We start from the raw sequence: 25,830 nt of genomic DNA, 5'->3' as shown, positions 1-25,830 counted from the left end.
TGTCCGCGACGCCGTTCAGAGGCTAACTTCTCCGTACATAGAAAGCGCTTGCTGTGACGTTCACCAGTCACCCCTCACGCGACGGCTCCCGCCGCGTGACGGGTGGGGCGTACGCGGCGCGCGGACCGCGTACGAAGGGAACGACGTGACACGCAAGACGGTGCGAATCGCCATGAACGGTGTGACCGGGCGCATGGGCTACCGCCAGCACCTGGTCCGCTCCATCCTGGCCCTGCGCGAGCAGGGCGGACTCGACCTCGGCGACGGCACCGTGCTGTGGCCGGAGCCGGTCCTCGTCGGCCGCCGCGAGCACGCCCTGCGGGCACTCGCCGAACGCCACGGCCTCGACCACGTCTCCACGGACCTGGACGCGGTCCTCGCCGACGACAGCATCGACATCTACTTCGACGCCCAGGTCACCTCCGCCCGCGAGGACGCCCTCCGGAAGGCGATCGCGGCCGGCAAGCACATCTACACCGAGAAGCCCACCGCCACCGGCCTCGACGGTGCCCTGGAGCTCGCCCGCCTGGCGAACGCGGCCGGCATCCGGCACGGCGTCGTCCAGGACAAGCTCTTCCTCCCGGGCCTGCTCAAGCTGAAGCGCCTGATCGACGGCGGCTTCTTCGGTCGCATCCTCTCCGTGCGCGGCGAGTTCGGCTACTGGGTCTTCGAGGGCGACTGGCAGGACGCCCAGCGTCCCTCCTGGAACTACCGGGCCGAGGACGGCGGCGGCATCGTCGTCGACATGTTCCCGCACTGGGAGTACGTCCTGCACGAGCTGTTCGGCCGGGTGAGGTCCGTCCAGGCCCTCACCGCCACCCACATCCCGCAGCGCTGGGACGAGAACGGCAAGCCCTACGACGCCACCGCCGACGACGCCGCCTACGGTGTCTTCGAGCTCGACGGCGGCGCGATCGCGCAGATCAACTCCTCCTGGGCGGTCCGCGTCAACCGTGACGAACTGGTCGAGTTCCAGGTCGACGGCACCGAGGGCTCCGCCGTCGCGGGCCTGCGCAACTGCCGCGTCCAGCACCGCTCCGCGACCCCCAAGCCGGTCTGGAACCCGGACATCCCCGCCACCGAGGTCTTCCGCGACCAGTGGCAGGAGGTCCCGGACAACGGCGAGTTCGACAACGGCTTCAAGGCCCAGTGGGAGCTCTTCCTCAAGCACGTCTGCACCGGCACCCCCTACCACTGGGACCTGCTGGCCGGCGCCCGCGGCGTCCAGCTCGCCGAGCTGGGCCTGAGGTCCTCCGCCGAGGGCCGCCGTCTCGACGTCCCGGAGATCGCGCTGTGACCCTCCACCTGCCCGGTGCCGACGGCACCCTGCGCGCCTACGAACCCCGCTCCGAACCCCGGGCGGCCGTCGCCCCCGGAAGCGCTTTCACCTCCCGTACGGTCTTCTCCGCGGCGCACGTCGTCGCCGACCCGTTCGCGGACGTGTCCCCCGACTCACCGGCGGCCGTCGACTGGGACGCCACCCTCGCCTTCCGCCGCCACCTCTGGTCGCACGGCCTGGGCGTCGCCGAGGCCATGGACACCGCCCAGCGCGGCATGGGCCTGGACTGGGCGGGCGCCGCCGAGCTGATCCGCCGCTCCGCCGCCGAGGCGAAGGCGGCCGGCGGCCGCATCGCCTGCGGTGCCGGCACCGACCAGCTCACCGCGGGCACCCTCGCCGAGGTCCGCGCGGCCTACGAGGAACAGCTCGCCGTCGTCGAGGAGTCCGGCGCCCAGGCCATCCTCATGGCCTCCCGGGCCCTCGCCGCGACGGCCAGGGGCCCCGAGGACTACCTGGACGTCTACGGCCACCTCCTGCGCCAGACCACCGAACCGGTGATCCTGCACTGGCTCGGCCCGATGTTCGACCCGGCGCTGGAGGGCTACTGGGGGTCCGCCGACCTCGACGCGGCCACCGACACCTTCCTGGAGGTCATCGCCGCCCACCCCGACAAGGTCGACGGCATCAAGGTCTCCCTCCTCGACGCGCGGCGCGAGGTCGACCTGCGCCGCCGTCTCCCGAAGGGCGTGCGCTGCTACACCGGCGACGACTTCCACTACCCCGAGCTGATCGCGGGCGACGAGCAGGGCTTCAGCCACGCCCTGCTCGGTGTCTTCGACCCGCTCGGCCCACTGGCCGCCGAGGCGGTCCGCGTCCTCGACACCGGGGACACGGACGGCTTCCGTGCCCTCCTCGACCCCACGGTCGAACTCTCCCGCCACCTCTTCCGGGCCCCCACCCGCTTCTACAAGACGGGCGTGGTGTTCCTCGCCTGGCTGGCCGGCCACCAGAGCCACTTCACGATGGTCGGCGGCCTCCAGTCGGCCCGCTCCCTGCCGCACTTCGCCCGCGCCTACGAACTCGCCGACACCCTCGGCCTGTTCCCCGATCCCAAGCTCGCCGAGGACCGCATGAGGACCCTGCTGCACCTGTACGGGGTGACCCCGTGACCACCGCCGGCCTCGCCCGCTTCAGCATCAACCAGATGACGGTCAAGCAGCTCTCGCTGCCGGAACTCGTCGACGCCTGCCGGGATCTGGGCGTGCCGGGCGTCGGCCTGTGGCGCGAGCCCGTCCGGGCGTACGGGCTCGACGCGACCGCGAAACTGGTCCGGGACGCGGGGCTGGCGGTGACGACCCTGTGCCGCGGCGGCTTCCTCACCGCGACCGGCCCCGCCGAGCGGGCCGCCGCCCTCGCCGACAACCGGCGCGCCGTCGACGAGGCCGCCACCCTCGGCACTGACACCCTCGTCCTGGTCTCCGGCGGACTCCCGCCCGGCTCCAGGGACCTGCGCGGCGCCCGGGAACGCACCGCGGACGCGCTCGCCGAACTCGGCCCCTACGCCGAGGACCACGGGGTGAGACTGGCCATCGAGCCGCTGCATCCCATGTTCGCCTCCGACCGCTGCGTGGTCTCCACCCTCGCCCAGGCCCTCGACCTCGCCGAACGCTTCCCCGCCCACCAGGTCGGCGTCACCGTCGACACGTACCACATCTGGTGGGACGACACCGCGCCCGCGCAGATCGCCCGCGCGGGTGCGCAGGGCCGCATCCACACCTTCCAGCTCGCCGACTGGACCACCCCGCTGCCCGCGGGCGTCCTCAACGGCCGCGGCCAGATCGGTGACGGCGCGATCGACATGCGCGAGTGGCAGGGCCACGTCGAGGCGGCCGGCTACACCGGCCCCATCGAGGTCGAGCTGTTCAACGACGCCCTGTGGGCCCGCGACGGCCGCGAGGTCCTGGCGGAGACGGCCCGGAGGTTCACCGAGCACGTCGCGCCCTGAGCCGCGATCCGGCCCGGGGCCCGTGTGCGGCGCGCTCCGGGCCCGCCCGGGACGGAGGCTCCGTCAGGCCTCCGCCCCGGGCACGCCCGCCCGCAGGTGAGCCGCGAGACGGCGCAGCTGGACCAGCGCCCCGGCGTCCGACCCGTCGCCCAGCGGATAGTGCAGCGCGGGCTCGGCGGCGGACCCCAGCACGACGGGCCGCACCTCGACGGGAGGCCGACGGGCGTGGGTGAGCCCGATGCCCCGTACGTCCCGCGCCCCCAGTGTGAAGGCGACCGGGACGGGCGGCGCCTGGAGCACGGGCGCCGTGGTGAGGTCGCGGGACGCCCGCCGCACCGAGGCCAGCATCGTCGTCAGGCCGTGCTCCGCGACGAGGGTCCCGGCGAGGGGGGTGATCGCCTCCAGCGGCGGTTCCTCACCCTCCCCGTAGCCGAGGGTGAGCGTCACGTCCTGTTCCACGCCCGCGGTCGTCCGGGTGACCCGGATCCAGGCCAGCGCGGGCCGGTCGGGATGCCCCGTCACGAGCAGATGGGTGGGTTCGGGGGCCCGGTCGCGGGCCAGTTCGGTCAGCCGCCCCGGTGACCAGGGCAGGTTGACGGGTTCCGCGGTGCCCCAGCCGGCCGGGGCGGAACCGGTGAGCGCCCGCCAGGCCGCCTCCAGCGCCTCGCCCAGCACGACGTCCTCGCGGGCGGGCAGCACCGTACGGAACGCCACGACGAGCTGCCGCTCCCGCGACGGCGACGTCCGGCCGAACGCCTCGGCGACCGAGGCCGTGCCGTCCGCGCCCAGCGCGGGCGTGAACGTCCCGTCCTGCCAGCGCAGCACCGTCCCGGACAGCCCGTCGTAGTAGCCCTGCGCGGGGTCCTGGACGACCCAGCGGTTGGGCACCTGGAGCAGGGTGGCGCGGGCGGGGGCGCTGAGCCGGACGTGCGGCGGGGTGACGATCTGCAGGGCACGGTCCGTCCCGGAGGTGCCGCGCAGCACCTCCGACAGCCAGGTGGTCAGGGCGAGGACGGGACGGTCGGCCAGCACGACGGACGTGGTGTCGGTGAGGACGTCGACGACCGGCTGCCCGTCGTCCGGCGCGACGGCCGCGCGTACGTCCACGACGTCGGTCACCGCCGCCTCCCCGGGCCAGGTGCTGCCGCCCAGCAGCAGGGCGAGCCGCCCGCACACCGATGCCGCCAGCGGCCCGGCCTCGGGCACGGCGCCGGACGCCCGGGCCTCGGTCCACCAGAACGGCACGGGCACGTCCCGTCCGAGCAGCCGCTCGGCCTCCCCGGGGACCTGGACGAGCAGCGGGGCCTCCACGGACACCAGGGGCCTGCCGTCCGGGGCGCACAGGCGCAGCACCGCGCCCCGGGCCTCGGCGGTGACGGCCGCTTCGGGGCCGCCCGCGTACAGGCCGGCCAGCAGGGCCCAGGTGTCCGGCATCCTCGGGGTGAGGGCGATGACGTCCTTGGTCACGCGTCCTCCTCCCCGGCATCGGCCAGCGCGGTCTGGACGAGCTGGTGGCGCCGGCCGCGGCGGACCAGGACGCCCCGGCCCGGTGGCTGCTGGGAGGCGTACAGGCCGGGGAAGAGCTGTCCCTCGGTGCGGTCCCCGGCCATCACCAGGGCGGTGGTGCCCGTCTCGCGCAGGGTGGTCAGCAGCGGCTCGTACAGGGCGCGGGAGGCTCCCGCGGTACGGCGGGCCAGGACGAAGTGCAGGCCGATGTCCTGCGCGGAGGAGACGTACGGCAGGAAGGGCGCGAGGGGCTGCTGCCCGGCGGTGGTGAGGATGTCGTAGTCGTCGACGAGGATGACGATCCGCGGGCCCCGGAAGGAGGGTTCGCCGGTCTCGGGCGCGTCCGGGTCGGCGGTCTCCGGCAGCCGCTTGCCGAGTTCGGCGGCGATGCCCGTGGAGAGGGCGGCGCCGAGCGTCGCGTTGTGCGCGTAGCCGCCCCGGTACGGCTCCGGGACGACGCCGCGCAGGCCGCGGCGCGGGTCGAAGACACCGAAGACCAGTTCGTCGTCGGCGTACCGCTCGACGAGCCCGGCGACGATCAGCTTCAGCAGGTTCGTCTTGCCGCACTCGTTGTCGCCGAGGACCAGCAGGTGCTGGTCGCCGCCGAAGAGGTCGAGGGCGACGGGGGCGAGGGCGTCCTGGTCGAGGCCCACCGGTATCCGCCGCGGCTCGGCGGCCGGCGAGGGCAGCCGGGTCGCCGGCAGCCGGGCGGGCAGCACCCGCACCGGGGCGGCGGGTTCGCCGTGCCAGGTGGCGCGGACGGTACGGGCCGCCTCGTCCAGGGCGGGCCCCAGGTCGCCGGTGGTGGTGGAGCCGTCGAGCCGGGGCAGCGCGGCCTGCGCGAACAGCTTGCCGTCCGTGAGCACCCGGCCGGGCACGTCCGGCGACAGGGTCTGGGAGAGCTTGCGGTCGACCGACGAGTCGGCGGGGTCGTTCAGGCGCAGCTCGACGCGGGTGCCGAAGAGCGACTGGGTGGCGATGCGGACGTCGTTCCAGCGCAGCATGCCCGCCACCACGTGGATGCCGTAGCCGCCGCCCCGCTTCAGCAGGTCGGCCACCGGCTCGTCGAGGTCGGCGAAGTCGTCGCGCAGCGCGCCGAAACCGTCGACGACGAGCACGACGTCGGTGGAGCCGAGCTGCGGCAGCCGGCCCTGCGCGCGGAGCCGGCGCAGCTGGTCCACGGAGTCGATGCCGTGCTCGCGGAACAGGTCCTCGCGCTCGGCGAGCATGGTGCGCACCTCGGCGACCGTGCGGGCCGCCCGCTCCCGGTCCGCCCGCCCGGCGATCCCGCCCACGTGCGGCAGGGCGGCCAGCGCCGACAGGCCGCCGCCGACCAGGTCCAGGCCGTACACGGCGACGTCCCGGGGGGTGTGGGTGACCGCGAGGGACAGCACCAGGGTCCGCAGGAGCGTGGTCTTGCCGGACTGCGGGCCGCCGATCACGGCCGCGTGACCGCCGGACGTGGTCAGGTCCAGCACCCACTGGCCCTGCCACTGCCGGGCCGGGTCGTCGAGCACGCCGAGCGGCACCCGCATCCCGCCCGTGGCGCGCGCCAGGTGCAGCCCGTCCTCGGAGACCCGGACCGGTCCGGCGGCCGTGTCCAGGGCGACGGCGTCCGGCAGCGGGGGCAGCCAGACCCGACGCACGGCGGGCGCCGCGCCGGCGAGCCGGCCGACCATGAGGGACAGCACGGTGGGGCCGGTCTCCCGCCGGGTCGCGGAGGGTTCCGCCTCCGGTTCCTCGTCCCGCCCCGCGGTGTTGTACGCCGGGTAGGTCAGGGCGAGCGGCTCCTCGGGCCGCCGCTCGCGCGCCGCCGGGCCGCGGTGGACGCCGGACACGTAGCCCGCCTTGAACCGTTCGTAGGTGGAGGTGTCCACCTTGAGGTAGCCGAAGCCGGGCAGCGGCGGCAGGTGGAAGGCGTCGGTGGTGTCGAGGACCGTGCGGGACTCGTCGGCGGAGAAGGTGCGCAGGCCCAGCCGGTACGACAGGTAGGTGTCCAGGCCCTTGAGCTTGCCGCCCTCGATGCGCTGGCTGGACAGCAGCAGGTGGACGCCGATGGAGCGGCCGATGCGGCCGATCGACAGGAACAGGTCGATGAAGTCGGGCTTGGCGGTGAGGAGTTCACCGAACTCGTCGATGACGACGAACAGGTGGGGGAGGGGTTCGAGGTCCGGCCGTTCCGTGGCGCGCAGCACGCCGTAGTGACCGATGTCGGCGACGTTGCCGGCGTCCTTCAGCACCTGCTGGCGGCGCTTGACCTCACCGGCGAGGCTGGTGTGGACCCGTTCGACGAGCCCGGCCTGGTTCTCCAGGTTGGTGATCATCCCGGCGGTGTGCGGGAGTTCGGCGAAGGGGGCGAAGGTGGCGCCGCCCTTGTAGTCGACCAGGACCAGCGCCAGGTCCTCGGGGGAGTGGGTGGCGGCCAGGGCGAGGACGAGGGTGCGCAGCAGCTCGCTCTTCCCGGAACCGGTCGCGCCCACGCACAGCCCGTGCGGGCCCATGCCGAGCTGGGAGGACTCCTTCAGGTCCAGCAGCACCGGTTCGTGACGGTCGGTGAGGCCGATGGGCACGCGGAGGAAGTCGCGTTCGCTGCGGGGCTTCCACAGGGCGGACAGGTCCGGATCGGCGGGATCGGCGACGCCGAGCAGCGCGGGGAAGTCGACCGGCCCGGTGACGGGGCTGCCCTCGGCGACGGACTCCGGTGACAGCCGCAGCGGGGCCAGCAGCCGGGCGATGCCCTCCGCCCCGGCCGCGGTGACCGGGTCGACGGTGCCCTCCGCGGCGGGCGGCCGGGCGGCGCCCTCGGTGGCGGAGGGGCGCAGGTCCTCCACGGTCACCCGCTCGCCGTCCACGGTGATGCGCACGCCCACCTCGTCCGGCTCGTGCACCTGCTCCCGCAGCAGGTGCACCACGGTGATCCCCATCTCCGGCAGTCCGACCGCGGAGTCCGGGCGGGGCAGTTCGGCGGCCGGCTCGCCGTGCGCGTCGGCGACGACCAGCAGCCGGTCCGTCAGCCGCAGCGCGTTCCGGTCGGCCAGGCCGCGCCGCACCTCCGCCGCGTACGCGGACCGCCGGCCCAGCTCGTGCCGCAGCAGTCCGGCCAGCTGACCGAGGTCCGGCGCGATCCGGCGGGCGGCCACCGGACCGTCGTGCCCCTGCGGGTCCAGTACGTGCGGCAGCCACTTCGCCCACTGCCACTCGGCGATCCGCTCGCCCGGCACGGCGAGGGCCAGCGCCACGTCGTCGGGAGCGTGCGTCACCGCCGTCTGCGCCAGCAGCGCCCGGACGACCCGCAGGACGTCCTCCCGCTCACCGACGACGCTGACGTTCCCTGCCCGGTCCAGCGGCACCGTCAGCGGCACGTCGGCGGCGGTCGCGAACCGGCGCTGGAGGGCGCGCGCCTCGTTGAGCATGAACGGGTCCGGTGGCGTCAGCACCCCGCCGGAACCGCTCTGCTGGATCACCGGCTCCGGGGCCGGTACGTCGCCGAGACCGACCCGCACCCGCAGGAAGTCGGCGTCCCTGCGGCGCCGTTCCCACAGCCGGGCGGGGTCCCGCACCAGGTCGTAGAGGGCCTCCGGCGGCGGGTTCAGCTCCCGTTCCGCGTCCCGCAGACGGCGCTCGGCGGTCCCGAGGTCCTCCCGGAGCTCCTCCAGGTACTCCAGATAGCGCTCACGCTGGGTGCGCCGGGTGCGCTGCGCCTTGCCGCGCTGCGACACGAACAGCGCCACCGCGCCCAGCAGCGCGAAGACCAGCACGACCGCGCCCACCACCGCGAACCGGCTGTTGCGGATCACGGTCATCATGACCACGGAGCCCATGACGCCGGCCATCGGCAGCAGGGCGGTGGCCGCGTTGCCGATCTTCCCCTCGGGCAGGTTGGGCGGCGCCTCGACGGTACGGGGCCGGGCGGGCTCGGCGGGCCGGGTGCTGCGGGCGGGCCGGTGGACGATTCTCAGGGTCACGGGCGGACTTCTCCGGAGCGGTTCGTGGCGGAGGAGGGACGGGGCGGGCACGGGCCGTTGCGCGCCGGCCGGGCCCTCATCGCACCCTCACCGCGCGTTCCATCACCTCGGCGGCCAGCCGCAGCACGGCCTGCCGGGTGGCGTGCGCCAGGAGGTCGGTGCGGATGGGACCCCCGCCGGCCAGATGACGGTCGTACGGCACGGTGACGACGGTGACCCCCGCATCCTTCAGGTGCCCGGCGGCCGTCTTGCCGTCGAGGAGCGTGTCGGGAGTGTTCGCCACCAGCGCCACGACCGTCGTGGCGAGGGCCGAGTGCGGCAACCGGGCCAGCCAGTCCAGCACCTGGCGGGTGGCGCCGACGCCCTCCGCCGTGGTCGGCGCGACCACCACCCGGGCGTGCGCGGTGTCCATCGCCGTACGGGCCACCTCGCCGGGGAGCGTCTCGCAGTCGGCCACGGTCACCGCGAAGTAGCGGCGCAGCGCCAGCGTCACCTTGCGGTACGCCGTCATGTCGAGCGGCGGGCCGACCTGGCCCCGGCTCGCGGGCAGCAGCCAGCCGCCGTCGGACACCGGCACCAGATAGCCCGTCACGTCCGTCAGCTTCATGGAGGGGTGCAGGACCGGCGCGAGGTCCGCGACGGTCCAGCGCACGGCCTCGGCGCCCATGCGCACCGGCAGGGTGCCGAGCGCGGTGTCCGCCTCCAGGGTCAGCACCGGGTCGTGCCGGTAGTGGTTGAGGGTGCGGCCGAGCAGCGCGGACACGGTGGACTTGCCGACACCGCCCCGGATGGAGGTGACGGCCACCACCCGGCCGGTGGTGACGGGCTGCTGCAACGCGCGGGCGATGCGGGTCTGTTCGGCGACGTCCTGGGACACGGACGAGGTGAGCTTGCGCAGCGCCCTGCCCGTGCGCCGGGACACGGAGTCGCCGTGCAGGGGGCTCCCCAGGGCGAGGAGGAGGCGGGGGTCGAGGGTGGGGGCGGCCTCGGGGGCGGGGGCCGCGGGGAGGTGGGGCTCGCGGGCGGCGGGCGGGGCGGGCCGGCCCGGGCGGGGCACGTCGGCGGCCCCGGCACGGGGTGCGAGGTCCCGGGCCGCGGGCCCGGCCGGTGCGTCGTGCGGTGCCTCGGCCGGTGCGTCGGCCGGTGTGCCGTGCGGTGCGTGGGGTGGTGTGCCGTGCGGTGCGGACGCGTTCTCGCCCGCGCCCGCGTCCGCCTCCGCCGTGGTGCCGGGCCGCGCGGGCGCGGGGTGCACGAGCCGCAGCGTGGGCTCGGCCCGCCGGGCGTCCGCGCCCGGGCGGCCGCTCCCGGGACCGTCGCCGCCCAGCTCACGCAGCACGTCCCGCTGCCAGTCGCCGCCCTCGCCGTGCGCGGACGGCGGCCGCTGCTCGCCCTGCCCCTGCGTCATGCCGCCGTGCCTCCTAAGCGAAGGTGTCGAGCAGTCGCCCGTACACACCGAACACGCCGACGAGCAGCGGCAGCAGAGCGATGACGCCCACCGATTCGAGCAGGTCGCCGACGCGCCGCAGCCGTACCCGTACGTGCTCGGCCGGCTGCACGGCGAGCACGAGGAGCGGCAGCACCGCCAGCACCACGAGGACGGCCAGCGGCGCCGCCGCCGAGGACCGCTCCGCCCACTCCAGCAGCAGCCGCACGGTGACGCCCGCGGCGGCGGCCAGCAGCACGACCACCTCGGCGACCAGCGGGAACGCCCGGGCCCGCAGGGCCAGCACCACCGCGAGGACCGAGGCCAGCGCGACCGTCCACACGGAGGGGTCCCGCAGCGCCAGTACGGCGGCCGCTGCGGCCGACGCGGCCACGGTGACCGTGGCGAGCACCAGACCGCGGTGGGCGGCGGCCAGGGCGGTGGACACCTGGTGGCGGCTGACGGAGACCCCGCCGGCCCGCCGGTCGTCGAGCCCCGAGAGGCCCGACGCCATCAGCGCGAGCCGCGGCAGCATCCCGAGCACGACCACGCAGACCACGCCGAGCACGGCACCGACGCGCGCCTGCTGCTCCGGTGTCCCGGCGCCGGACTGCACGGCGAGGACCGTCTCCCAGCCGACGGCCGTCACGGTCACCGCGGCGGCACCCACGAGTCCGCCCCGCCCCAGCGGCGTGAACAGTCCGAGCAGGGCGAGGACGAGCACACCCACGGCGGCCACACCGGCGAGCCGGACGGCGCCCGCCGACGTCCCGCCGAGGTCGTCGACGAGGCTCCACACGCCCAGCACCCCGAGCGCGCCACCGGCGCACAGCAGGGTCGTGGCGAGGCCGTGCCTGCGCACCCGCCCGAGGACGGCGCCCGCGACCGCAGCCGCACCGGCGGCGGCGAGCAGGGCCGCGGCGACCAGCGCCGTGTCGTACTGCGCCCGGGCGAACAGGGCGGCGACGACCACCCAGCCCACGCTCGCGGCACCCGCCGTGACCCGCCGGGCGGCCGGACTCCACACCCACGCCCGGTGACCGAGGTCCTCGGCCACCTCGTCGCTGACGTCGTGCACCACGGGGGCGGGCGGGGCGTCCTCCGCGCGCACGAGCCGCAGCACGGCGCCGTCGCGGATGCCCGCGGACTCCAGCGTGCTGTCGTGGTCGAGCGCGGAGCCGTCCACGGTCACGAGGTGGCGCGAGGCGGGCCGACCCTCCACGCGGTCGTCCAGCAACCGCATGATCTCGGGCAACAGCAGCCCCACCGGCTCCCGCGCCGGAAGCACGAGGTCGACGCGCCGCCGCTCACCGACGAGCGTGACCCGGCTCAGCACCGTCGGCCCACCGGCCGTTTCCCTGCTCAAGGCCCCCGTAGACATCACGTTCGCGAACCTATCACCGGCTTGTAGGACTGCCGGAGGGCGTGGAAACGCCGGAGGAGTACGGGCCCTGCCCGATCAGCCGGTGCGACACGAACGACCACCCCACACACCCCGCGCACAGCACGGCCGCGATGACCAGCCCCGCGACCGCCTTCCCCACCCGCTCGTCCACGGCCCGCCGTTGCCGCTGCGCCCCGAACACCAGGGCGTCCCGCAACCGCCGTCGCCGTACCGAGACGGATTCGAGGAGCTGACTGTCGTAGTCCTGTGCGGTCACGCCGGTCCTTCATCTCGTGCATCACGTGTCAGGTGGGGAATTCGCCGAGCCAGGTGCGCTTGAGCAGGTGCTCGGGCAGGTACTCCGACTCGACCTCGACGGGCAGCCCGGCGTCGTGGGCGAGGCAGGTGATGGCGAGGATCGCGAGGGGGATGCCACCGTCGTAGGTCTCCTGTCGCTCCTCGCTCGCCGTCCAGTACTCCCGGTGGAGTTCCAGGCCCCGGACCAGGGCCTCGTTGAACTGGTCCGCGTCCCGGCCGACGAAGCGGTAGAACAGGTTGATCGGCGGATACAGGACCTTGAGCATCGTCTCGCGGTCCATGAACCGAAGCCGGTCCGGATCGGTTCCGTCGAACGCGGCGACGAGCTTCTCCCCGAGCCCCGGCCGCTCCAGCCAGTACGTCTGGAGGGCGTCGACCCAGTGGTAGATGTACTCCTCGAACACGGCACCGGAGGCCCGCAGCGTCTCGACCGGCACCTCGCACAGCTGCGTCATCCGTGTCTGGTCCCGGCAGACGACGGCCAGCCAGAAGGCTTCCAGCCAGGTCCCCGCATCGACGAAATGGGTGACCCCCACGGTGGGAATCGTCCGCACCTCATGACCGATCACGCACTCGACGGTCGAGCCCTCAGGAGCGGTCGCCGACGCGAACAGCGCAGACCCCACCTGCATGGCCATGACCCACGCCTCCCACGTCTCCAACTTCTGCGCGGCGGGGTCGAGAGAGCACTGGAGCTTGGCGGTGTGCACGAGACTGCTGAAGGCCATACCGAAGCCCTGCGGCCACTCCGTCAGCTCTCCGATCTTCTCCAGGCTGCGCTCGTTGAGCTCCTCGCGGAACTTGTCCGGATTCGGATGATTCCCTTCCGACGGGGGTCGTGAAATGTGCGTGAGCATGGACGGCTTCTCATTTCGTGAGGTCGAATTGCTTCATTTCGTACCCAGCGTACTGAGCCCCGTCAGGCTTGGCTTTGACCAGGACATAGTCCACCTTGTCCGTCTTGAGGGCGCCTCTCAGCTCTTTCGCCAGAGTGCGCTCGGCGGTGGCCTGTTCGAGCAAGCCCTTGTTTTCATTTCGCTGGGCCCGCTTTTCCATCTCGTTGAGGATGGTCTCGAAATATTCCTTCGTTCCCTGGGTCACCAACCGCCCACTATGCCCCTTACGCGTCCCGAGGGAGGCTGTCGTGGACCCCTTCGCCTCGACGACGACGTACCGGCCGTCCGTCGTCCGGTACACCTGGTCGAACCGATTGTTGCCGAACGCCCCGTCGTCCAGGCGGACCGCGCCCTCGTAGTGCTCCGGGATCGCGTGGCGCTCGGCCGCGTACTCGCCGAGCAGTTCGCTCTGCCGGTTGGCCTCGCCGTGGAGCGGTGAGTGCGTCTTGTCGGCGAGATCCCGCGCTGCGGCCAACTCATCGGTGCGGTTGGCGGCGTAAGCCTTCTCCGCCTTCTTGAGGGCGTCCTCCGCCGCCTTGTCGGCCTTGACGGCCGCGTCCCGCTTGGCCGCCTGCTCGTTCAGGTCATCGACGACTGTCCGGGGGAGATCCGATGCCTTGCCCGGGATGGGATCCGGGTGGACGTACCGCTCCCTGATCGCCGGAGGCATGTCACTGGCCGCGATCCACTTCGGCGGTGCGAACGGGTTGCGTGCCAGCTGGGGCACGGCCTGGCCGTATCCCCCCTCGGCGGTCGTGTCGCGCCGGTACCCGTTCTCGCGGTAGTGGTCCTTGAACCACTCGGGGTCGTTGTTGGCCCGTTCGATCTGGCGGCGCATGACCTCGCGTTCGGCGTCCAACGGATCGCGGCTGCCGGACGGTGTTCCGCCGGAGCCGTCCCCGCCGGCGCGGCCGCCGCCGGTCCCCGCGTGCTGACCGGGAATTGCGCCACCGTCGTTCCCGCCGCCGGACGGCCCGTCGCCTCCCGCTGCATTCCCGCCCGTGTCGCGGGCTGGGATCGTGTCCGTTCCGCGTGCTCCGGTGCGTTCGCCGGCGTGGGCGGAGGCAGGCGTGTTTCCGCCGGCTCGCCCGGTCGCATCGCCGCCGACGTGGGCCGCCGTGCTCCCGGCGGCATGGGTGCCCGTGCGGTCGCCCGCCCCGACGAGCGCGGGCTCCTCGTGCCGCAGGTTCTGCTCCAGCAACTCCCGGTCCGCCGCCGACAGTTCCACCTTCGCCGGGGCCGCCGTGCCGTCCGCGCGGACGACCGAGCCGTCGTCCAGGTTCAGCCGGGTGCCGTCGGGCCACTCCACGACGTTGTCGCGGATGACCGGCACGTCGTCGCCGACCCGCACCACGCTGCCGTCGGGCTGCACGCGTCCCGCGCCGGAGAGGATGTCGTCGTAGGCGCCCGCGTGCACGCCCCGCAGGCCGGCGAACAGGTCGGCGACCTTGGCCGTGCCGAACGTCGTCGCCTTGCCCAGGTACGTCATGGGGTCGACCAGCCGGGCGGTCTTGCCGAGCGCGCCGATCGTACGGGCCACCGCGCCGCTCTTCGCCGCGGCTCCGGCGCCTCCGGTGAACACCGTCGTCAGGACGTTGAAGGTGACCGCGCCGCTCGCCCGGGCGGGGTTCTCGCCCCACTGGTCCCAGGCCACCAGCGCCTTGCCCGCCTCCTTGACCGTGTTGCGGGAGTCGCGCAGGTAGGAGGGCAGCTTGTCCTCGGGCATCGCCCAGTAGGCGACGCCGACGACGGGCACCGCGGTGATGAGCACGCCGGTCGCGAGCTTGCCGAGCCCCTTCCAGGCCTCGCCCGCCGCGTCCCAGCCGTCCACGCCGACGAGGGTGCCGAGACCCCGGATGGTCCCCCAGACGCCGTCGACGACGAAGCCCTTGCCGAACTCCCACACCTGGTGGCCCAGCCAGTCGAGCCCGTGCCGCTCCTTCTCCACGGTGCTGCCCCAGGGCAGTTCCTCGGACTGGTTCAGCAGGTCGGCGGTGAAGCCGTAGGTGCTGGTGCCGCGCTCCATGAGGCGCTTCTCGGCGCCGTCCTCCAGGATCAGTGTCGAGCCGCCCACCAGCGCGGTGATCGTGTTGTGGCAGGTGATCTCGGCCTGCCAGAAGGCGGACGTGGTGGCGTTGACGTCGTGCCACAGGTCGTTGTTGAGCTGGACGTTGTCGTCGTCCTCACGCCAGTCGTCGTCCCCCGCGATCTGCTGCCGGAAGGTCTCCGCACGCTGCTTGAGGTTTTTCAGCTTCGTCACGAGCGGCTGGATCTCCGTCTCGTACGAGCTGAGCGCCGCCGCGACCTTCTCCAGGTCGTCCGCGAACTCGTCCGCCTTGGCGGCGACCGGCGCCGTCGTGGCGAACAACTGCTCCGCCTCCGGCGCCGTGTAGCACGCCGACAGCCCCTGGAACCGGTTGTGCACGTCCGAGCCGGACTGACGGAAGGCGATGGCCTGCGCCGTCAACAGCAGGTGGTCGGTGCCCAGTTCCTCCAGGTCGCCGGTGAACTGCGGAATGTTCTCCGGGTCGATCGGATCCCCGCTCACGAGCCCCCCTGCTGCCCGCCCGCCCCCGGCAGGTCGATCTTCGGTTCCTTCAACGCGTTCGCCTGGGCCCGCGCGGCCATGTCCAGGTCACCCTTGACGTACGCGTTGGTCGCGCCGGCCGCCCCGTTGAGGGAGTTCGACGTGCGCACCGCGACGTACATCAGCTTTTCCTGGTAGGCGGTGAAGAACTCGCCCAGGGCCGCCCCGACCGGGCCCTGGACCCCGCTCTTCTCCACGCCGCCCTGCTGGATCGTGCCGGCCGACTTGGCCGCGCTCGGCATCGTCTCCTGGAGTGCCTTCCCCGTGTTCGAGAGGCCCTCGGCCGCCTTCGCCGTCTCCTTCAGGACGCCTGACACGCCCGACGGTGAGATGTCCCACCCCGTCATGCGGATTCCCCGTTTCCCCGTACTCCCGTGTGCCGTCGCCGGCCGGCGCGCCCGCGCCGCATCAGCCGATGTTGTCGACCGCCGCGCGCGCCTTCGCCATCGTCGACTGGGCGGTTCCGTCGTTGTCCTCGAGGGTCGTGCGCACCAGTTGGATGATGCTGCGCACCTCGTCGGCCGCGCGGTTCCAGCGCATCTCCTTGCCGTGGTACTCCTCGGAGACGCCGTCGGCCTGGAAGTCGGCCATGGCGGCCTTCACGGCCTTGTCCCGGTCCGCCAGCACGCGCTCCAGCTGCCCGACGATCCCCTGCAAGCCGCCCTGCACCTCGCTCGACGCGCCGGTGTCGTAGGAGCGGCGGTCCAGATTCTGGCCCATCGTCAAAACCCCCCTGAACTAGCGCGCGCCGAAGCGTGCCGCGTCGAAGTTGGCCGCGCCCATGTTGCGCTGCGCGTTGTCCTGCTGCTCGGTGTCACCGGTGGCGAAGGCGGTGTCCATGCCGCCCTGGCCTTCGAGGATCGCGCTCAGCGACCCGTTGAGCGCGGCGGTGATCTCGTCCGCGCGCGTCTTGAACGAGTCGAAGGCGACCTTGCCGGATCCGTTGAACTTGCCCTCCAGCGGCTCGGCCGCCTGGATGAGCATGCGGATCAGCGTCCCCAGGTCGGTGCTCGACCCCTCCGTGTTCCTGCCCAGATCCGACAGGGTCGTGGACCCCATGTCGAACTTCACGTGCGTCACCCCCGTGCGTCGCGTACGCCTCACCTGTTACTCGAACATGCTGTCGCACAACCCGTTGCGGACGCAACGCCGTTGATCACGATGTGACACGATCCGGACATCACCGCGGCCCGGAAAAGATCTTGTGGCGGTCGTGCAACCCTCCCCCCACCTCGCGGGTCAAACTTCGCGTCAGGACTTCTGGGTGGGGACCCGGGGGGGATGAGGGAGTTCTGGCAGGGGGAGGGACCGAGGGGGCCCGGTCGACGGACCGGGCCCCCTCGAAGTTTCTCCGGCCGGCGCACCGGCGAGATTCAGGGCGTCAGAAGAACACGCCGCAGCGCAGCAGGACGTTCGCGTACGGCCGTGCCTCGCCGGTGCGGACGACGAGCCGTGCCCCGGCGCTCAGTTCCTTCAGCCGATCGTGCGGCACCAGGGACAGCGCGGGGAAGCAGCCGTCGAGCAGTTCCGCCGCCGCCGGATTGGCCTCGCGCATCTCGGTCGCCGCCGTCGCGCCCTCCACCACCAGCTCGTCGAGCAGCCCTTCGAGCACCTCGGCGAAGGACGGCACCCCCGCCCGGAAGGCCAGGTCCACCACGTGCGGCCCGTCGGGTATCGGCATGCCGGCGTCGCACACCAGTACCCCGTCCCCGTGTCCCAGGCCGGCCAGCGCGCCGGAGAGCCCGCGGTTCAGGATTCCGTGCTTCTTCACAGCGCGGCGACCTCCTCGGCCGTCGGGAACGACACCTGCGCACCTTCCTTGGTGACCGTCGCCGCCCCCACCCGGGCCGCGTAGGCGGCGGCCTCGGCGAGCGACTCGCCGGCGCCGAGGCGCCAGGCCAGCGCGGCGGTGAACGCGTCGCCCGCGCCGGTGGTGTCCACGGCGTGCACCGTGACCGACGGCACCCGGGCGACGCCCTCCGCGGAGGCGACCAGCGCGCCCTCCCCGCCCAGCGTCACCACCACCGAACGCGGGCCCTTCGCCAGCAACCGCCGCGCCCAGTCCTCCGGTTCGTCGCCGGCCGCGCCCGCGTCGCCGAGGATCACCTTGGCCTCGTGCTCGTTGACGATCAGCGGGTCGCAGGCGGCCAGCACCTCCGCCGACAGGGGCTGCGGCGGGGACGGGTTCAGTACGAACCGGCTGCCCGGCGCGAGGCTCCGCACCACTTCCCCGACCGTCTCCAGCGGGATCTCCAGCTGGGTGGACACCACCCGGGAGGCGTGGAAGAGGCTCGCGGCCGCCCGCACGTCGGCCGGTGTCAGCCGTCCGTTGGCGCCCGGGGAGACGACGATGCTGTTGTCCCCCGACGGGTCCACGGTGATGAGCGCGACCCCGGTCGGCGCCCGGCCCGTCAGGACACCCACCGTGTCCACCCCGGCCGCCCGCTGGGAGTCCAGCAGCAGCCGGCCGTGCCCGTCGTCGCCGACCCGCGCCAGCAGGGCCGTACGGGCACCGAGCCGGGCGGCGGCGACCGCCTGGTTCGCTCCCTTGCCGCCCGGGTGGACGGCCAGGTCGGAGCCGAGCACGGTCTCCCCGGCGTCCGGCCGCCGTTCGACACCGATCACCAGATCGGCGTTGGCCGATCCGACGACCAGGAGGTCGTAGTCGTACATGAATCGCTCCCCGATCCGCGTGCGGGGCGGGCGGTCGACGTGACCGCCCGCCCCTTCCGTCCCTGCGTCGCGCGGGCGTGCGTCCGCGCGTCCGGCGTCAGCCCTCGAAGCCGGCCACGTTCTCCTTCGTGACCACCTTCACCGGAACCTTCACCATCTTCTCCACCTTCTCGCCGTCGGCGGCGCGCAACGCGTTCCGCACCGCGATCCGGCCCAGTTCCTTCGGCTGCTGGGCGACGGAGGCGTACAGCGAGCCCGCCTCGACCGCCTTCAGCCCGTCCGGCGTGCCGTCGAAGCCGACGACCTGGACCGACTTTCCGGCCTTGGAGCCGAGCGCCTTGATCGCGCCGAGCGCCATCTCGTCGTTCTCGGCGAAGACGCCGTTGATGTCGGGGTGCGCCTGGAGCAGGTTCGTCATCACGTCCAGGCCCTTGGTGCGGTCGAAGTCCGCGGGCTGCTTGGCGACGACCTTGATGCCCGGGTAGTCCTTCAGCCCTTCGGCGAAGCCCGCCCCGCGCTCCCGGCTGGCGGAGGTGCCGGCCTGGCCCTGGAGGATGACGATGGTGCCCTTGCCGCCGAGCTTCTCGGCGAGCGCCTTGGCGCCCAGCGCGCCGCCCTCGACGTTGTCGGAGGCGACCAGCGCGGCCGCGTCCGCCTTGTTGACGCCGCGGTCCACGGCGATGACGGGGATGCCGGCCTTGTTCGCACCGCGCACCGCCGGGCCGGCGGCGTCGGAGTCCACCGGGTTGACGATGACGGAGGAGAGCGAGCCGCTGGTGAAGTTCTGCAACTGGTTGGCCTGCTGGGAGGCGTCGTTCTGCGCGTCGGTGACCGTCAGGTCCACGCCCAGCTTTTTCGCCTCCTCCTCGGCGCCGTCGCGGATCTGCACGAAGAACGGGTTGTTCAGCGTCGACAGGGACAGGCCGATCTTCTGCGTCCTGCCGGCCGAGGACCCGTTGTGCAGCAGCGAGGTGGCGCCGACGACCGCGACGGCGACGACGGCGGCGATCAGGTACGTGAGTGCCTGCTTGCCCCGGTTCCCGCCCCCGGAGGCCCCGGCCGCCGGGGTGGTCGCGCCCGCCTTGCGGCGCAGCGTGTCGAAGAGCACGGCCAGGGCGATGACCACACCGATGACGACCTGCTGCCAGAACGCGGAGACGGACAGCAGGTTGAGCCCGTTGCGCAGCACCGCGAGGATCAGCGCGCCGATCAGGGTGCCGGACGCCTTGCCGGTGCCGCCCGCGAGGGAGGCGCCGCCGATGACGACGGCGGCGATCGCGTCCAGTTCGTAGCCCTGCGCGGCCTGCGGCTGCGCGGAGGACAGGCGGGAGGCGAGCACGATGCCCGCGGCGGCGGCGAACAGGCCGGAGAAGGCGTAGATCGCGAGCTTCTGCCGCTTCACCCGGAGCCCGGACAGCCGGGCGGCCTCCTCGTTGCCGCCGATGGCGTACATGGAACGGCCGATGTAGGTCCGGCCGAGGACGAAGGCGGTGAGCAGCCCCATCACGATCATGACGAGCACCGGCACCGGCAGCCAGCCGCCGAGCGTGTCGCCCAGGTGGGAGACGGAGTCGGGGAAGGCGATGGGCGAGCCCTGCGAGATGACCAGGGACAGGCCGCGCGCCACCGACAGCATCGCGAGCGTCGCGATGAACGACGGCAGCTTTCCGTACGAGACGAGGAAACCGTTCACCAGACCGCAGACGAGGCCCGTCGCGACGGCGAACAGCACCGCCAGCACGACCGGCATGCCGGCCTCGGTCGCGCTCCACGCCAGCACGGTCGCCGACAGCGCGGCCACCGAGCCGACCGACAGGTCGATGCCCGCCGAGACGATGACGAAGGTGACGCCGAAGGCGAGGATCGCGGTCACGGCGGCCTGCACGCCGACGTTGAGGAGGTTGTCGGCGGTCAGAAAGTCCCCGGACAGCGCCGACATGGCGATCACGAGGACGATCAGCGCGGTCAGCGCACCGTTGTCGAGGAGCAGGCGGCGCAGGCCGCCCGTGGCGCCGCCCTGCGCGCCCGGCTTGCTCTTGAGCGTGTCAGTGGCCACGGTCGGCCTCCGTTCCGTTGCTGCTGCTGCTGTTGCTGTGGGCGGTGCTGACGGCGAGCGCCATCACGGCGTCCTGGGTGGCGCGGTCGGCGGGGAGTTCACCCGCGACGCGCCCCTGCGCCATGACGACGACCCGGTCGCTCATGCCCAGGACCTCCGGCAGGTCGCTGGAGATCATGAGCACCGCGGCACCGGCGGCCGTCAGTTCGTTGATGAGCTGGTAGATCTCGACCTTCGCGCCGACGTCGATGCCGCGCGTCGGCTCGTCGAGGATCAGCACCTTGGTGTCCGCCAGCAGCCACTTGCCGATGACGACCTTCTGCTGGTTGCCGCCGGACAGCGTCCGCACGTGCTGGCCGAGACCGGCCATCCGCACGCCGAGCTGCCCGGCGATGCGCTCCGCCGCCTCGTGCTGCCCCTTGAGGTCGACGAGCCCGGCGCGGGACGTGGACCGCAGGGTGACCAGGCCGAGGTTCTCCTCGACGGAGGCGTCGAGCACCAGGCCCTGCCCCTTGCGGTCCTCCGGCACCAGGCCGATGCCGGCCGTCATCGCGGCGTTCACGTCGTGCCGGCGCAGCGGGGCCCCCGCGACGTGCACGGACCCGGCGTCGTACGGGTCCGCCCCGAACACGGCACGGACGACCTCGGTGCGCCCGGCCCCGACGAGCCCCGCGATGCCGACGACCTCGCCGGCCCGCACCTCGAAGCTCACGTCGTGGAAGACACCGTCGCGCGTCAGTCCCTCGACCTTGAGCAGCGCGTCACCGGCGTCACCCCGCTCGCGCGGGTACTGCTGTTCGATCGACCGCCCGACCATGAGCCGTACGAGCTCGTCCTCGGGCGTGGAGGCGGGCACCTGCCCGACGCTCCGGCCGTCCCGGATGACGGTGACCCGGTCGCCGAGGGCGGCGATCTCCTCCAGGTGGTGGGTGATGAAGACGATGCCGACGCCGTCCTCGCGCAGCCGCCGCACGATCGCGAACAGCTTCTCGACCTCCTCGGAGGTCAGCACGGCGGTCGGCTCGTCCATGATGAGCACCCGCGCGTCCAGGCTGAGCGCCTTGGCGATCTCGACCATCTGGAGCCGTGCGATGCCGAGTTCACGCACCCGCGCCCGGGGCGAGACCTTCACCCCGACGCGCTCCAGCAGCACCTCGGCGTCCGCCTCCATCGTCTTCCGGTCGATCATGCCGAACCGGCGCGGCTGGCGCCCGAGGAAGATGTTCTCGGCGACCGTCAGGTCGGGGACCAGGTTGAACTCCTGGTAGATGGTGGCGATGCCGAGCCGCTCGGAGTCCTGCGCGCCGTGCACGCGCACCTCCTCGCCGCCGACCACGATCCGCCCGGCGTCGGGCGTGTAGGCGCCGGAGAGCATCTTGATCAGCGTGCTCTTGCCCGCGCCGTTCTCACCGAGGAGCACGTGCACCTCGCCCCGGCGCAGGTCGAAGTCGACGCTGTCGAGCGCGACCACGCCGGGGAAGGTCTTGCGGATGCCCTCGATGCGCAGCAACTCGTCCGGACTGCGGCTGCTCACGGCGTACTCCTTCGTACGGGGGAGGGGGACTGTGGGGGTTCGGGGGAGACCGGCTCACCGCACGAGCGGCGCACGACGAGCCGGGCGGGGAGGGTGACGGACTCACCGGGCCGCCCCTCGATCCGGTCGACCAGGGCGCGCACGGCGGCCCGCCCCAGTTCCCGGGTCGGCTGGGCGACGGCGGTGACCGGCGGATCGGTGTGCACGAACCAGGGGATGTCGTCGAACGCGGCCAGCGCGATGTCGTCGGGGACGCGCAGCCCGCGTGCGCGGAGGGCGTCCAGGGCGCCGAGCGCCATCAGGTTGTCGGCGGCGAACACGGCCTCGGGCGGCTCCGCCAGGTCGAGGAAGCCCTCGGTGACACGGCGGCCGCTGTCGGCCTGGAAGTCGCCCTGGCCGATGTAGGCGTCGGGGAGGTCGAGCCCGTACGCGCCGAGCGCCTCCCGGAAGGCGTCCACGCGCTCCCGGCCGGTGGTGGTGGCGGCGGGACCCGCGATGATCGCCAGCCGGCGGTGCCCGAGCGCGTACAGGTGCGCGACGAGGTCGCGTACGGCGTCGCGCCCGTCCGACCGGACGACGGGCACGTCGACGCCGGGGATCCAGCGGTCGACGAACACCATCGGCGTCCCGGCCCGGGCGGCACCCAGCATGCCGGGTGACCCGCCGTCGGTGGGGGAGACGAGCAGCCCGTCGATGCGCCGGTCCAGCAGCGTGGTGACGTGGTGGTCCTGGAGGTCGGGCCGCTCGTCGGCGTTGCCGATGATCACGCTGTAGCCGAGCGCGCGGGCCTCCTCCTCGACGGAGCGGGCCAGCTCGGTGAAGTACGGGTTCATCACGTCGCTGATGACCAGGCCGAGCGTGCGGGTCTGGTCGGTGCGCAGGGACCGGGCGACGGCGTTCGGCCGGTACCCCAGCCGCTCCACGGCGGCCGACACGCGCCGGCGTGCGTCCTCGCTGACCGACGGGTGCCCGTTCAGCGCCCGCGACACCGTGGCGACGGACACCCCCGCCTCGGCGGCGACGTCCTTGATGCTCGCCATCGCCGTTCCACCTCCTCGTGGAATCGATTACACGGAGGATTGGAATCGATTACACGGCGGGAAGCAAGGGGGTGGCCGGTGGCCGAAATCGAATCGTGACCGGCGGGCGGCGCGGGTCCTTTCGGGCCGGGGTTGCCTGCGGGTGTGCGGGGAGCGGCTCGCGTGGGCGGGCGTCAGTCGGGGGCGGAGACTGGATCCCATCGCCGGTGGTGGGCGCGCCGGTAGGGACGAAGGGGAGTGCCGGGGGCGGCGGAACTGGCGTCGCCCCTGCCCAAGAAACTCTTCACCGTGCCGCCCGGCCAGGAGCGCCGACCGCTTGCTTCCTCTCGATGCGAGGGTCGGGCCGGACGTCGGGGCGAGGTTAACGCTTGCATTAACATTGTGGTCGTGGCTCAATGGGAAGTGGTTCTCGTCGGGGAGGTCGCGGCATGGTTCGAGGCGCTGGCCGAAGAGGACTGGAACAGCTCCGAACAGGTAGAAGACGCCATCGACATGTTGGCGGCAACGGGCCCGACGCTCGGTCGTCCGCTGGTGGATCGGATCAAGGGTGCTGAGAACCATCACCTCAAGGAGTTGAGGCCGGGATCGTCCGGGAGTAGTGAGATCCGCATCCTCTTCGCCTTCGATCCGGTGCGCCGGGCAGTCTTGCTGGTGGCCGGCGACAAAGCCGGAAACTGGCAGCGCTGGTACGACATCAACATTCCGCTTGCCGAAGAGCGATACCAGGCACATCTGGCTGATCTCGAAATCAGGGAGTACGAATGAGCACCGTGGGCTGGGAGGAGACCAAGCGCAGGGCGCGCGAGCGGCGCGCGGCATCGGGGCTGCCGGTGCGGTCGCCTCAGGAGAAGCAAGCGGCCATGGACCGGTTGACCGCCGAAGTGCGTGCTCACAAGCTCGCCGAGGTCAGGCGTGAACAAGCGTTGACTCAGCGCCAAGTGGCCGCGTCGATGGGGGTCTCGGCACCTCGGGTCTCCGCGATCGAGCACGGTGAGCTGGATCGCGCGGAGGTCGCGACTCTCCGGGCCTACGTGGAAGCGCTCGGCGGCCGCTTGCGAGTAGTCGCAGACTTCGGCGACGCGGAGTACACCGTCGCCTGAGGCACGCGCCAAAGCGCTCGTCAATCAGCAAGGCCCAGGTCGCTTCTTCATGGAGCGGGTGACGAGAACCGAACTCGCGCTCTCAGCTTGGGAAGCTGCGATCATTGAGGCCGGTCCGGGCGCCGACCTGGATGAACAAGTGGACTTTGCCCTCGTCGGACGTGGCACCGGTGCGCTTGTGGTGCAGCCTCGTGACCGCACGGGACATGAGTCGTCCGGGGCCGACCACCCGACGGCCGGGTGCTCCTGGTCGTACTGCCGGCGCCACAGCTCGCATCAGCGGTGGGCATCCACGAAGGTGCCGTCGAGGTGCCCGGGAGGCGACCGTGGGACGGATGCACGGCCTGTGCCCGGGGGCGCCCATGGTCGGTCCCCGGGGGCGTGGGCCTGTGCCCCGGGGGTGGCCCTGTGCCCGGCCATGGCGCGGGGCCGGGGCCCCGGCCCCGCGCCGGCCCGGCTCAGTTCATCGCGGCGGCGAACATCCCCGCCTCGTAGGAGCCGCCCGGCTGGTGCAGGATCACGGCGAGGCGGTTGGCCGCGTTGATCAGGGCGACCACGGCGACCAGCGCGGCGACCTGGTCGTCGTCGTAGTGCTCGCGCACCCGGGCCCAGGTCTCGTCGGACACGCCCTGGTGGGCGTCGGCGAGCCGGGTGCCCTCCTCTGCGAGCGCCAGCGCGGCCTGCTCGGCCTCGGTGAACACGGTGGATTCGCGCCACGCGGCGACCAGGTGCAGACGGATCTCGCTCTCACCGGCGGCCGCCGCCTCCTTGACGTGCATGTCGATGCAGTGACCGCAGCCGTTGATCTGGCTGGCGCGCAACGCGACCAGCTCCTGCGTGGACTTCGGCAGCGGCGACTGCTGCACCACCTGCGCGATGCCCGCGAAGCGCTTGGCGAGCTTGATGCCGACCTCGTTCTCGAACAGGTTGAACCGGATGTCCATGACGTGTCCTCACTGTCATCGCCCTGCCGGCGAACTGACGAACTGACGAACTGACGCACACGAGATGCCGGCCGTCCGGCCCGTGTGACGGGGCGCCGCTGTGACGTGGGTTACCGCCGGCGGATGTCACAGGACGACGGTGGCCGGCGTCCTGTGCGCGTGACACGGTCGGGGGCGGACGGATGGACGGAGTCGGAGCGATGAGCGACCACGGCGAGCACGGGCACGACGGGCGCGGCGGTCCCGCCACCGAGGCCTTCGTCGCCCACCGCAACCTCCTCTTCACCGTCGCCTACGAGATGCTCGGTTCGGCGGCGGACGCGGAGGACGTCCTCCAGGAGACCTGGCTGCGGTGGGCGGGCGTCGACCTCTCCCAGGTGCGCGACCGGCGCGCCTATCTCGTGCGCATCACGACCCGGCAGGCCCTGACCCGGCTGCGGACGCTCGGCCGCCGCAAGGAGTCCTACGTCGGCTCCTGGCTGCCCGAGCCGCTCCTCACCGCACCCGATGTCGCCGAGGACGTCGAACTGGCCGACAGCGTCTCCATGGCGATGATGCTCGTCATGGAGACGCTCACGCCGACCGAGCGGGCGGTGTTCGTGCTGCGCGAGGTGTTCGACCTGGGCTACGACGAGATCGCCGAGGCCGTCGGCAAGAGCCCGGCCGCGGTCCGCCAGACCGCCCACCGGGCCCGCGCCCACGTCGCGGCGCGCAGGCCGCGCGGGGCGGTCTCCCGGACCGAGACCCGTGACGCGCTCGCCGCGTTCCAGCGGGCCGTCGAGACGGGCGACCTCCAGGGCCTGCTCGACATCCTGGCGCCGGACGTCGTCCTGCTCGGCGACGGCGGCGGCATCAAACAGGCCGTCCTGCGGCCGGTCCGGGGAGCCGACAAGGTGGCCCGCCTCATGCTCGGCGGCCTCGTCAAGCAGCCCGCCGCGGTCTCGATGGAACCGGTGCAGGTCAACGGCTTCCCGGGGCTGCTCGTCCGGCTCGACGGCGAACTCGACACGGTGATGGCGGCACGCTTCGACGACGGCCTCATCACCGGCCTCTACGCCGTGCGCAACCCGGAGAAGCTGACGCGCATGCGCCGGCGCACGGTCCTGCACCGGTGAGCGGC

The 25,830-nt window shown here is 72.9% G+C and carries 22 protein-coding genes; 6 read left to right on the top strand and 16 right to left on the bottom strand.

Features of this window, described 5'->3' with window-relative positions:
* The first annotated feature begins 145 nt into the window (after positions 1–145).
* Genes IE118_RS04760 through IE118_RS04750 form a run of 3 tightly spaced genes read left to right on the top strand, consistent with a single transcriptional unit; the run spans position 146 to position 3,284 of the window.
* Positions 146–1,297 carry a Gfo/Idh/MocA family protein gene (locus tag IE118_RS04760; RefSeq protein ID WP_189555946.1) on the top strand — a complete coding sequence of 384 codons (1,152 nt, stop codon included), beginning with the start codon at positions 146–148 and terminating at the stop codon, positions 1,295–1,297.
* Positions 1,294–2,448: a dihydrodipicolinate synthase family protein gene (locus tag IE118_RS04755; RefSeq protein WP_189555945.1), complete on the top strand. Its 1,155-nt coding sequence runs from the start codon at positions 1,294–1,296 to the stop codon at positions 2,446–2,448. Before IE118_RS04760 ends, IE118_RS04755 begins: the two co-directional genes overlap by 4 nt.
* 35 nt (positions 2,449–2,483) lie before the next feature.
* The gene (locus IE118_RS04750; RefSeq protein ID WP_189556086.1) at positions 2,484–3,284 is read left to right on the top strand and encodes a sugar phosphate isomerase/epimerase family protein; all 801 of its coding nucleotides are present in this window, start codon (positions 2,484–2,486) and stop codon (positions 3,282–3,284) included.
* A 63-nt stretch (positions 3,285–3,347) separates the two neighbouring features.
* On the opposite strand, the gene IE118_RS04745 is transcribed toward IE118_RS04750, so the two are convergent.
* The 15 genes from IE118_RS04745 to IE118_RS04675 form a co-directional block, all read right to left on the bottom strand.
* A complete protein-coding gene (locus tag IE118_RS04745; protein WP_189555944.1) occupies positions 3,348–4,751 on the bottom strand; it encodes a DUF6177 family protein in 1,404 nt (467 codons plus the stop codon).
* Positions 4,748–8,755, bottom strand: a complete 4,008-nt coding sequence (eccCa, locus tag IE118_RS04740) for a type VII secretion protein EccCa (protein ID WP_189555943.1) — start codon at positions 8,753–8,755, stop codon at positions 4,748–4,750. The genes IE118_RS04745 and eccCa overlap by 4 nt, the downstream gene beginning before the upstream one ends.
* Positions 8,756–8,831: 76 nt before the next feature.
* The gene (locus tag IE118_RS04735) at positions 8,832–10,160 is read right to left on the bottom strand and encodes a MinD/ParA family protein (protein ID WP_189555942.1); all 1,329 of its coding nucleotides are present in this window, start codon (positions 10,158–10,160) and stop codon (positions 8,832–8,834) included.
* Positions 10,161–10,173: 13 nt separating this feature from the next.
* Positions 10,174–11,544: a type VII secretion integral membrane protein EccD gene (gene eccD, locus IE118_RS04730; RefSeq protein WP_373298257.1), complete on the bottom strand. Its 1,371-nt coding sequence runs from the start codon at positions 11,542–11,544 to the stop codon at positions 10,174–10,176.
* Positions 11,545–11,575: 31 nt separating this feature from the next.
* Positions 11,576–11,839: a hypothetical protein gene (locus IE118_RS04725; RefSeq protein ID WP_189555941.1), complete on the bottom strand. Its 264-nt coding sequence runs from the start codon at positions 11,837–11,839 to the stop codon at positions 11,576–11,578.
* A gap of 28 nt (positions 11,840–11,867) precedes the next feature.
* Complete coding sequence (locus tag IE118_RS04720; RefSeq protein WP_229846658.1) at positions 11,868–12,737, bottom strand: immunity 49 family protein; 870 nt, start codon at positions 12,735–12,737, stop codon at positions 11,868–11,870.
* Between the two features lie 10 nt (positions 12,738–12,747).
* A complete protein-coding gene (locus tag IE118_RS04715; protein ID WP_189555940.1) occupies positions 12,748–15,324 on the bottom strand; it encodes a hypothetical protein in 2,577 nt (858 codons plus the stop codon).
* Positions 15,321–15,710 (bottom strand): DUF6507 family protein, encoded by a 390-nt coding sequence (locus IE118_RS04710; protein ID WP_189555939.1) that lies wholly within the window; start codon positions 15,708–15,710, stop codon positions 15,321–15,323. Before IE118_RS04710 ends, IE118_RS04715 begins: the two co-directional genes overlap by 4 nt.
* Before the next feature lie 61 nt (positions 15,711–15,771).
* Positions 15,772–16,083 (bottom strand): pore-forming ESAT-6 family protein, encoded by a 312-nt coding sequence (locus IE118_RS04705; RefSeq protein ID WP_189555938.1) that lies wholly within the window; start codon positions 16,081–16,083, stop codon positions 15,772–15,774.
* A gap of 18 nt (positions 16,084–16,101) precedes the next feature.
* Positions 16,102–16,434 (bottom strand): hypothetical protein, encoded by a 333-nt coding sequence (locus IE118_RS04700; RefSeq protein ID WP_107500479.1) that lies wholly within the window; start codon positions 16,432–16,434, stop codon positions 16,102–16,104.
* 310 nt (positions 16,435–16,744) lie between these two features.
* Entirely contained in the window at positions 16,745–17,134 is a 390-nt protein-coding gene (rbsD, locus tag IE118_RS04695; protein ID WP_189555937.1) for a D-ribose pyranase, read from the bottom strand.
* Complete coding sequence (locus tag IE118_RS04690) at positions 17,131–18,036, bottom strand: ribokinase (RefSeq protein ID WP_189555936.1); 906 nt, start codon at positions 18,034–18,036, stop codon at positions 17,131–17,133. Before IE118_RS04690 ends, rbsD begins: the two co-directional genes overlap by 4 nt.
* A 97-nt stretch (positions 18,037–18,133) precedes the next feature.
* A complete protein-coding gene (locus IE118_RS04685; RefSeq protein ID WP_189555935.1) occupies positions 18,134–20,092 on the bottom strand; it encodes an ABC transporter permease/substrate-binding protein in 1,959 nt (652 codons plus the stop codon).
* Positions 20,082–21,626 (bottom strand): sugar ABC transporter ATP-binding protein, encoded by a 1,545-nt coding sequence (locus IE118_RS04680; RefSeq protein ID WP_189555934.1) that lies wholly within the window; start codon positions 21,624–21,626, stop codon positions 20,082–20,084. Before IE118_RS04680 ends, IE118_RS04685 begins: the two co-directional genes overlap by 11 nt.
* A complete protein-coding gene (locus IE118_RS04675; RefSeq protein ID WP_189555933.1) occupies positions 21,623–22,666 on the bottom strand; it encodes a LacI family DNA-binding transcriptional regulator in 1,044 nt (347 codons plus the stop codon). Before IE118_RS04675 ends, IE118_RS04680 begins: the two co-directional genes overlap by 4 nt.
* Before the next feature lie 378 nt (positions 22,667–23,044).
* Between IE118_RS04675 and IE118_RS04670 the strand changes: the two genes are divergently transcribed.
* Positions 23,045–23,431, top strand: coding sequence for a type II toxin-antitoxin system RelE/ParE family toxin (locus tag IE118_RS04670; protein WP_373298278.1), 387 nt, complete (start codon positions 23,045–23,047; stop codon positions 23,429–23,431).
* Positions 23,428–23,766, top strand: a complete 339-nt coding sequence (locus IE118_RS04665; protein WP_030818657.1) for an XRE family transcriptional regulator — start codon at positions 23,428–23,430, stop codon at positions 23,764–23,766. The genes IE118_RS04670 and IE118_RS04665 overlap by 4 nt, the downstream gene beginning before the upstream one ends.
* A gap of 458 nt (positions 23,767–24,224) precedes the next feature.
* On the opposite strand, the gene IE118_RS04660 is transcribed toward IE118_RS04665, so the two are convergent.
* Positions 24,225–24,710, bottom strand: a complete 486-nt coding sequence (locus tag IE118_RS04660; protein WP_189555932.1) for a carboxymuconolactone decarboxylase family protein — start codon at positions 24,708–24,710, stop codon at positions 24,225–24,227.
* Positions 24,711–24,910: 200 nt separating this feature from the next.
* On the opposite strand from IE118_RS04660, the gene IE118_RS04655 reads away from it, so the two are divergent.
* Positions 24,911–25,825: an RNA polymerase sigma-70 factor gene (locus IE118_RS04655; RefSeq protein WP_229846656.1), complete on the top strand. Its 915-nt coding sequence runs from the start codon at positions 24,911–24,913 to the stop codon at positions 25,823–25,825.
* Positions 25,826–25,830 lie beyond the last annotated feature (5 nt).

Origin of the sequence: Streptomyces pilosus (assembly GCF_014649835.1) — a bacterium.
In the GTDB taxonomy this organism is placed as follows: Bacteria; Actinomycetota; Actinomycetes; order Streptomycetales; family Streptomycetaceae; genus Streptomyces; species Streptomyces pilosus.
This window is presented reverse-complemented; position numbering and strand designations above follow the sequence as displayed.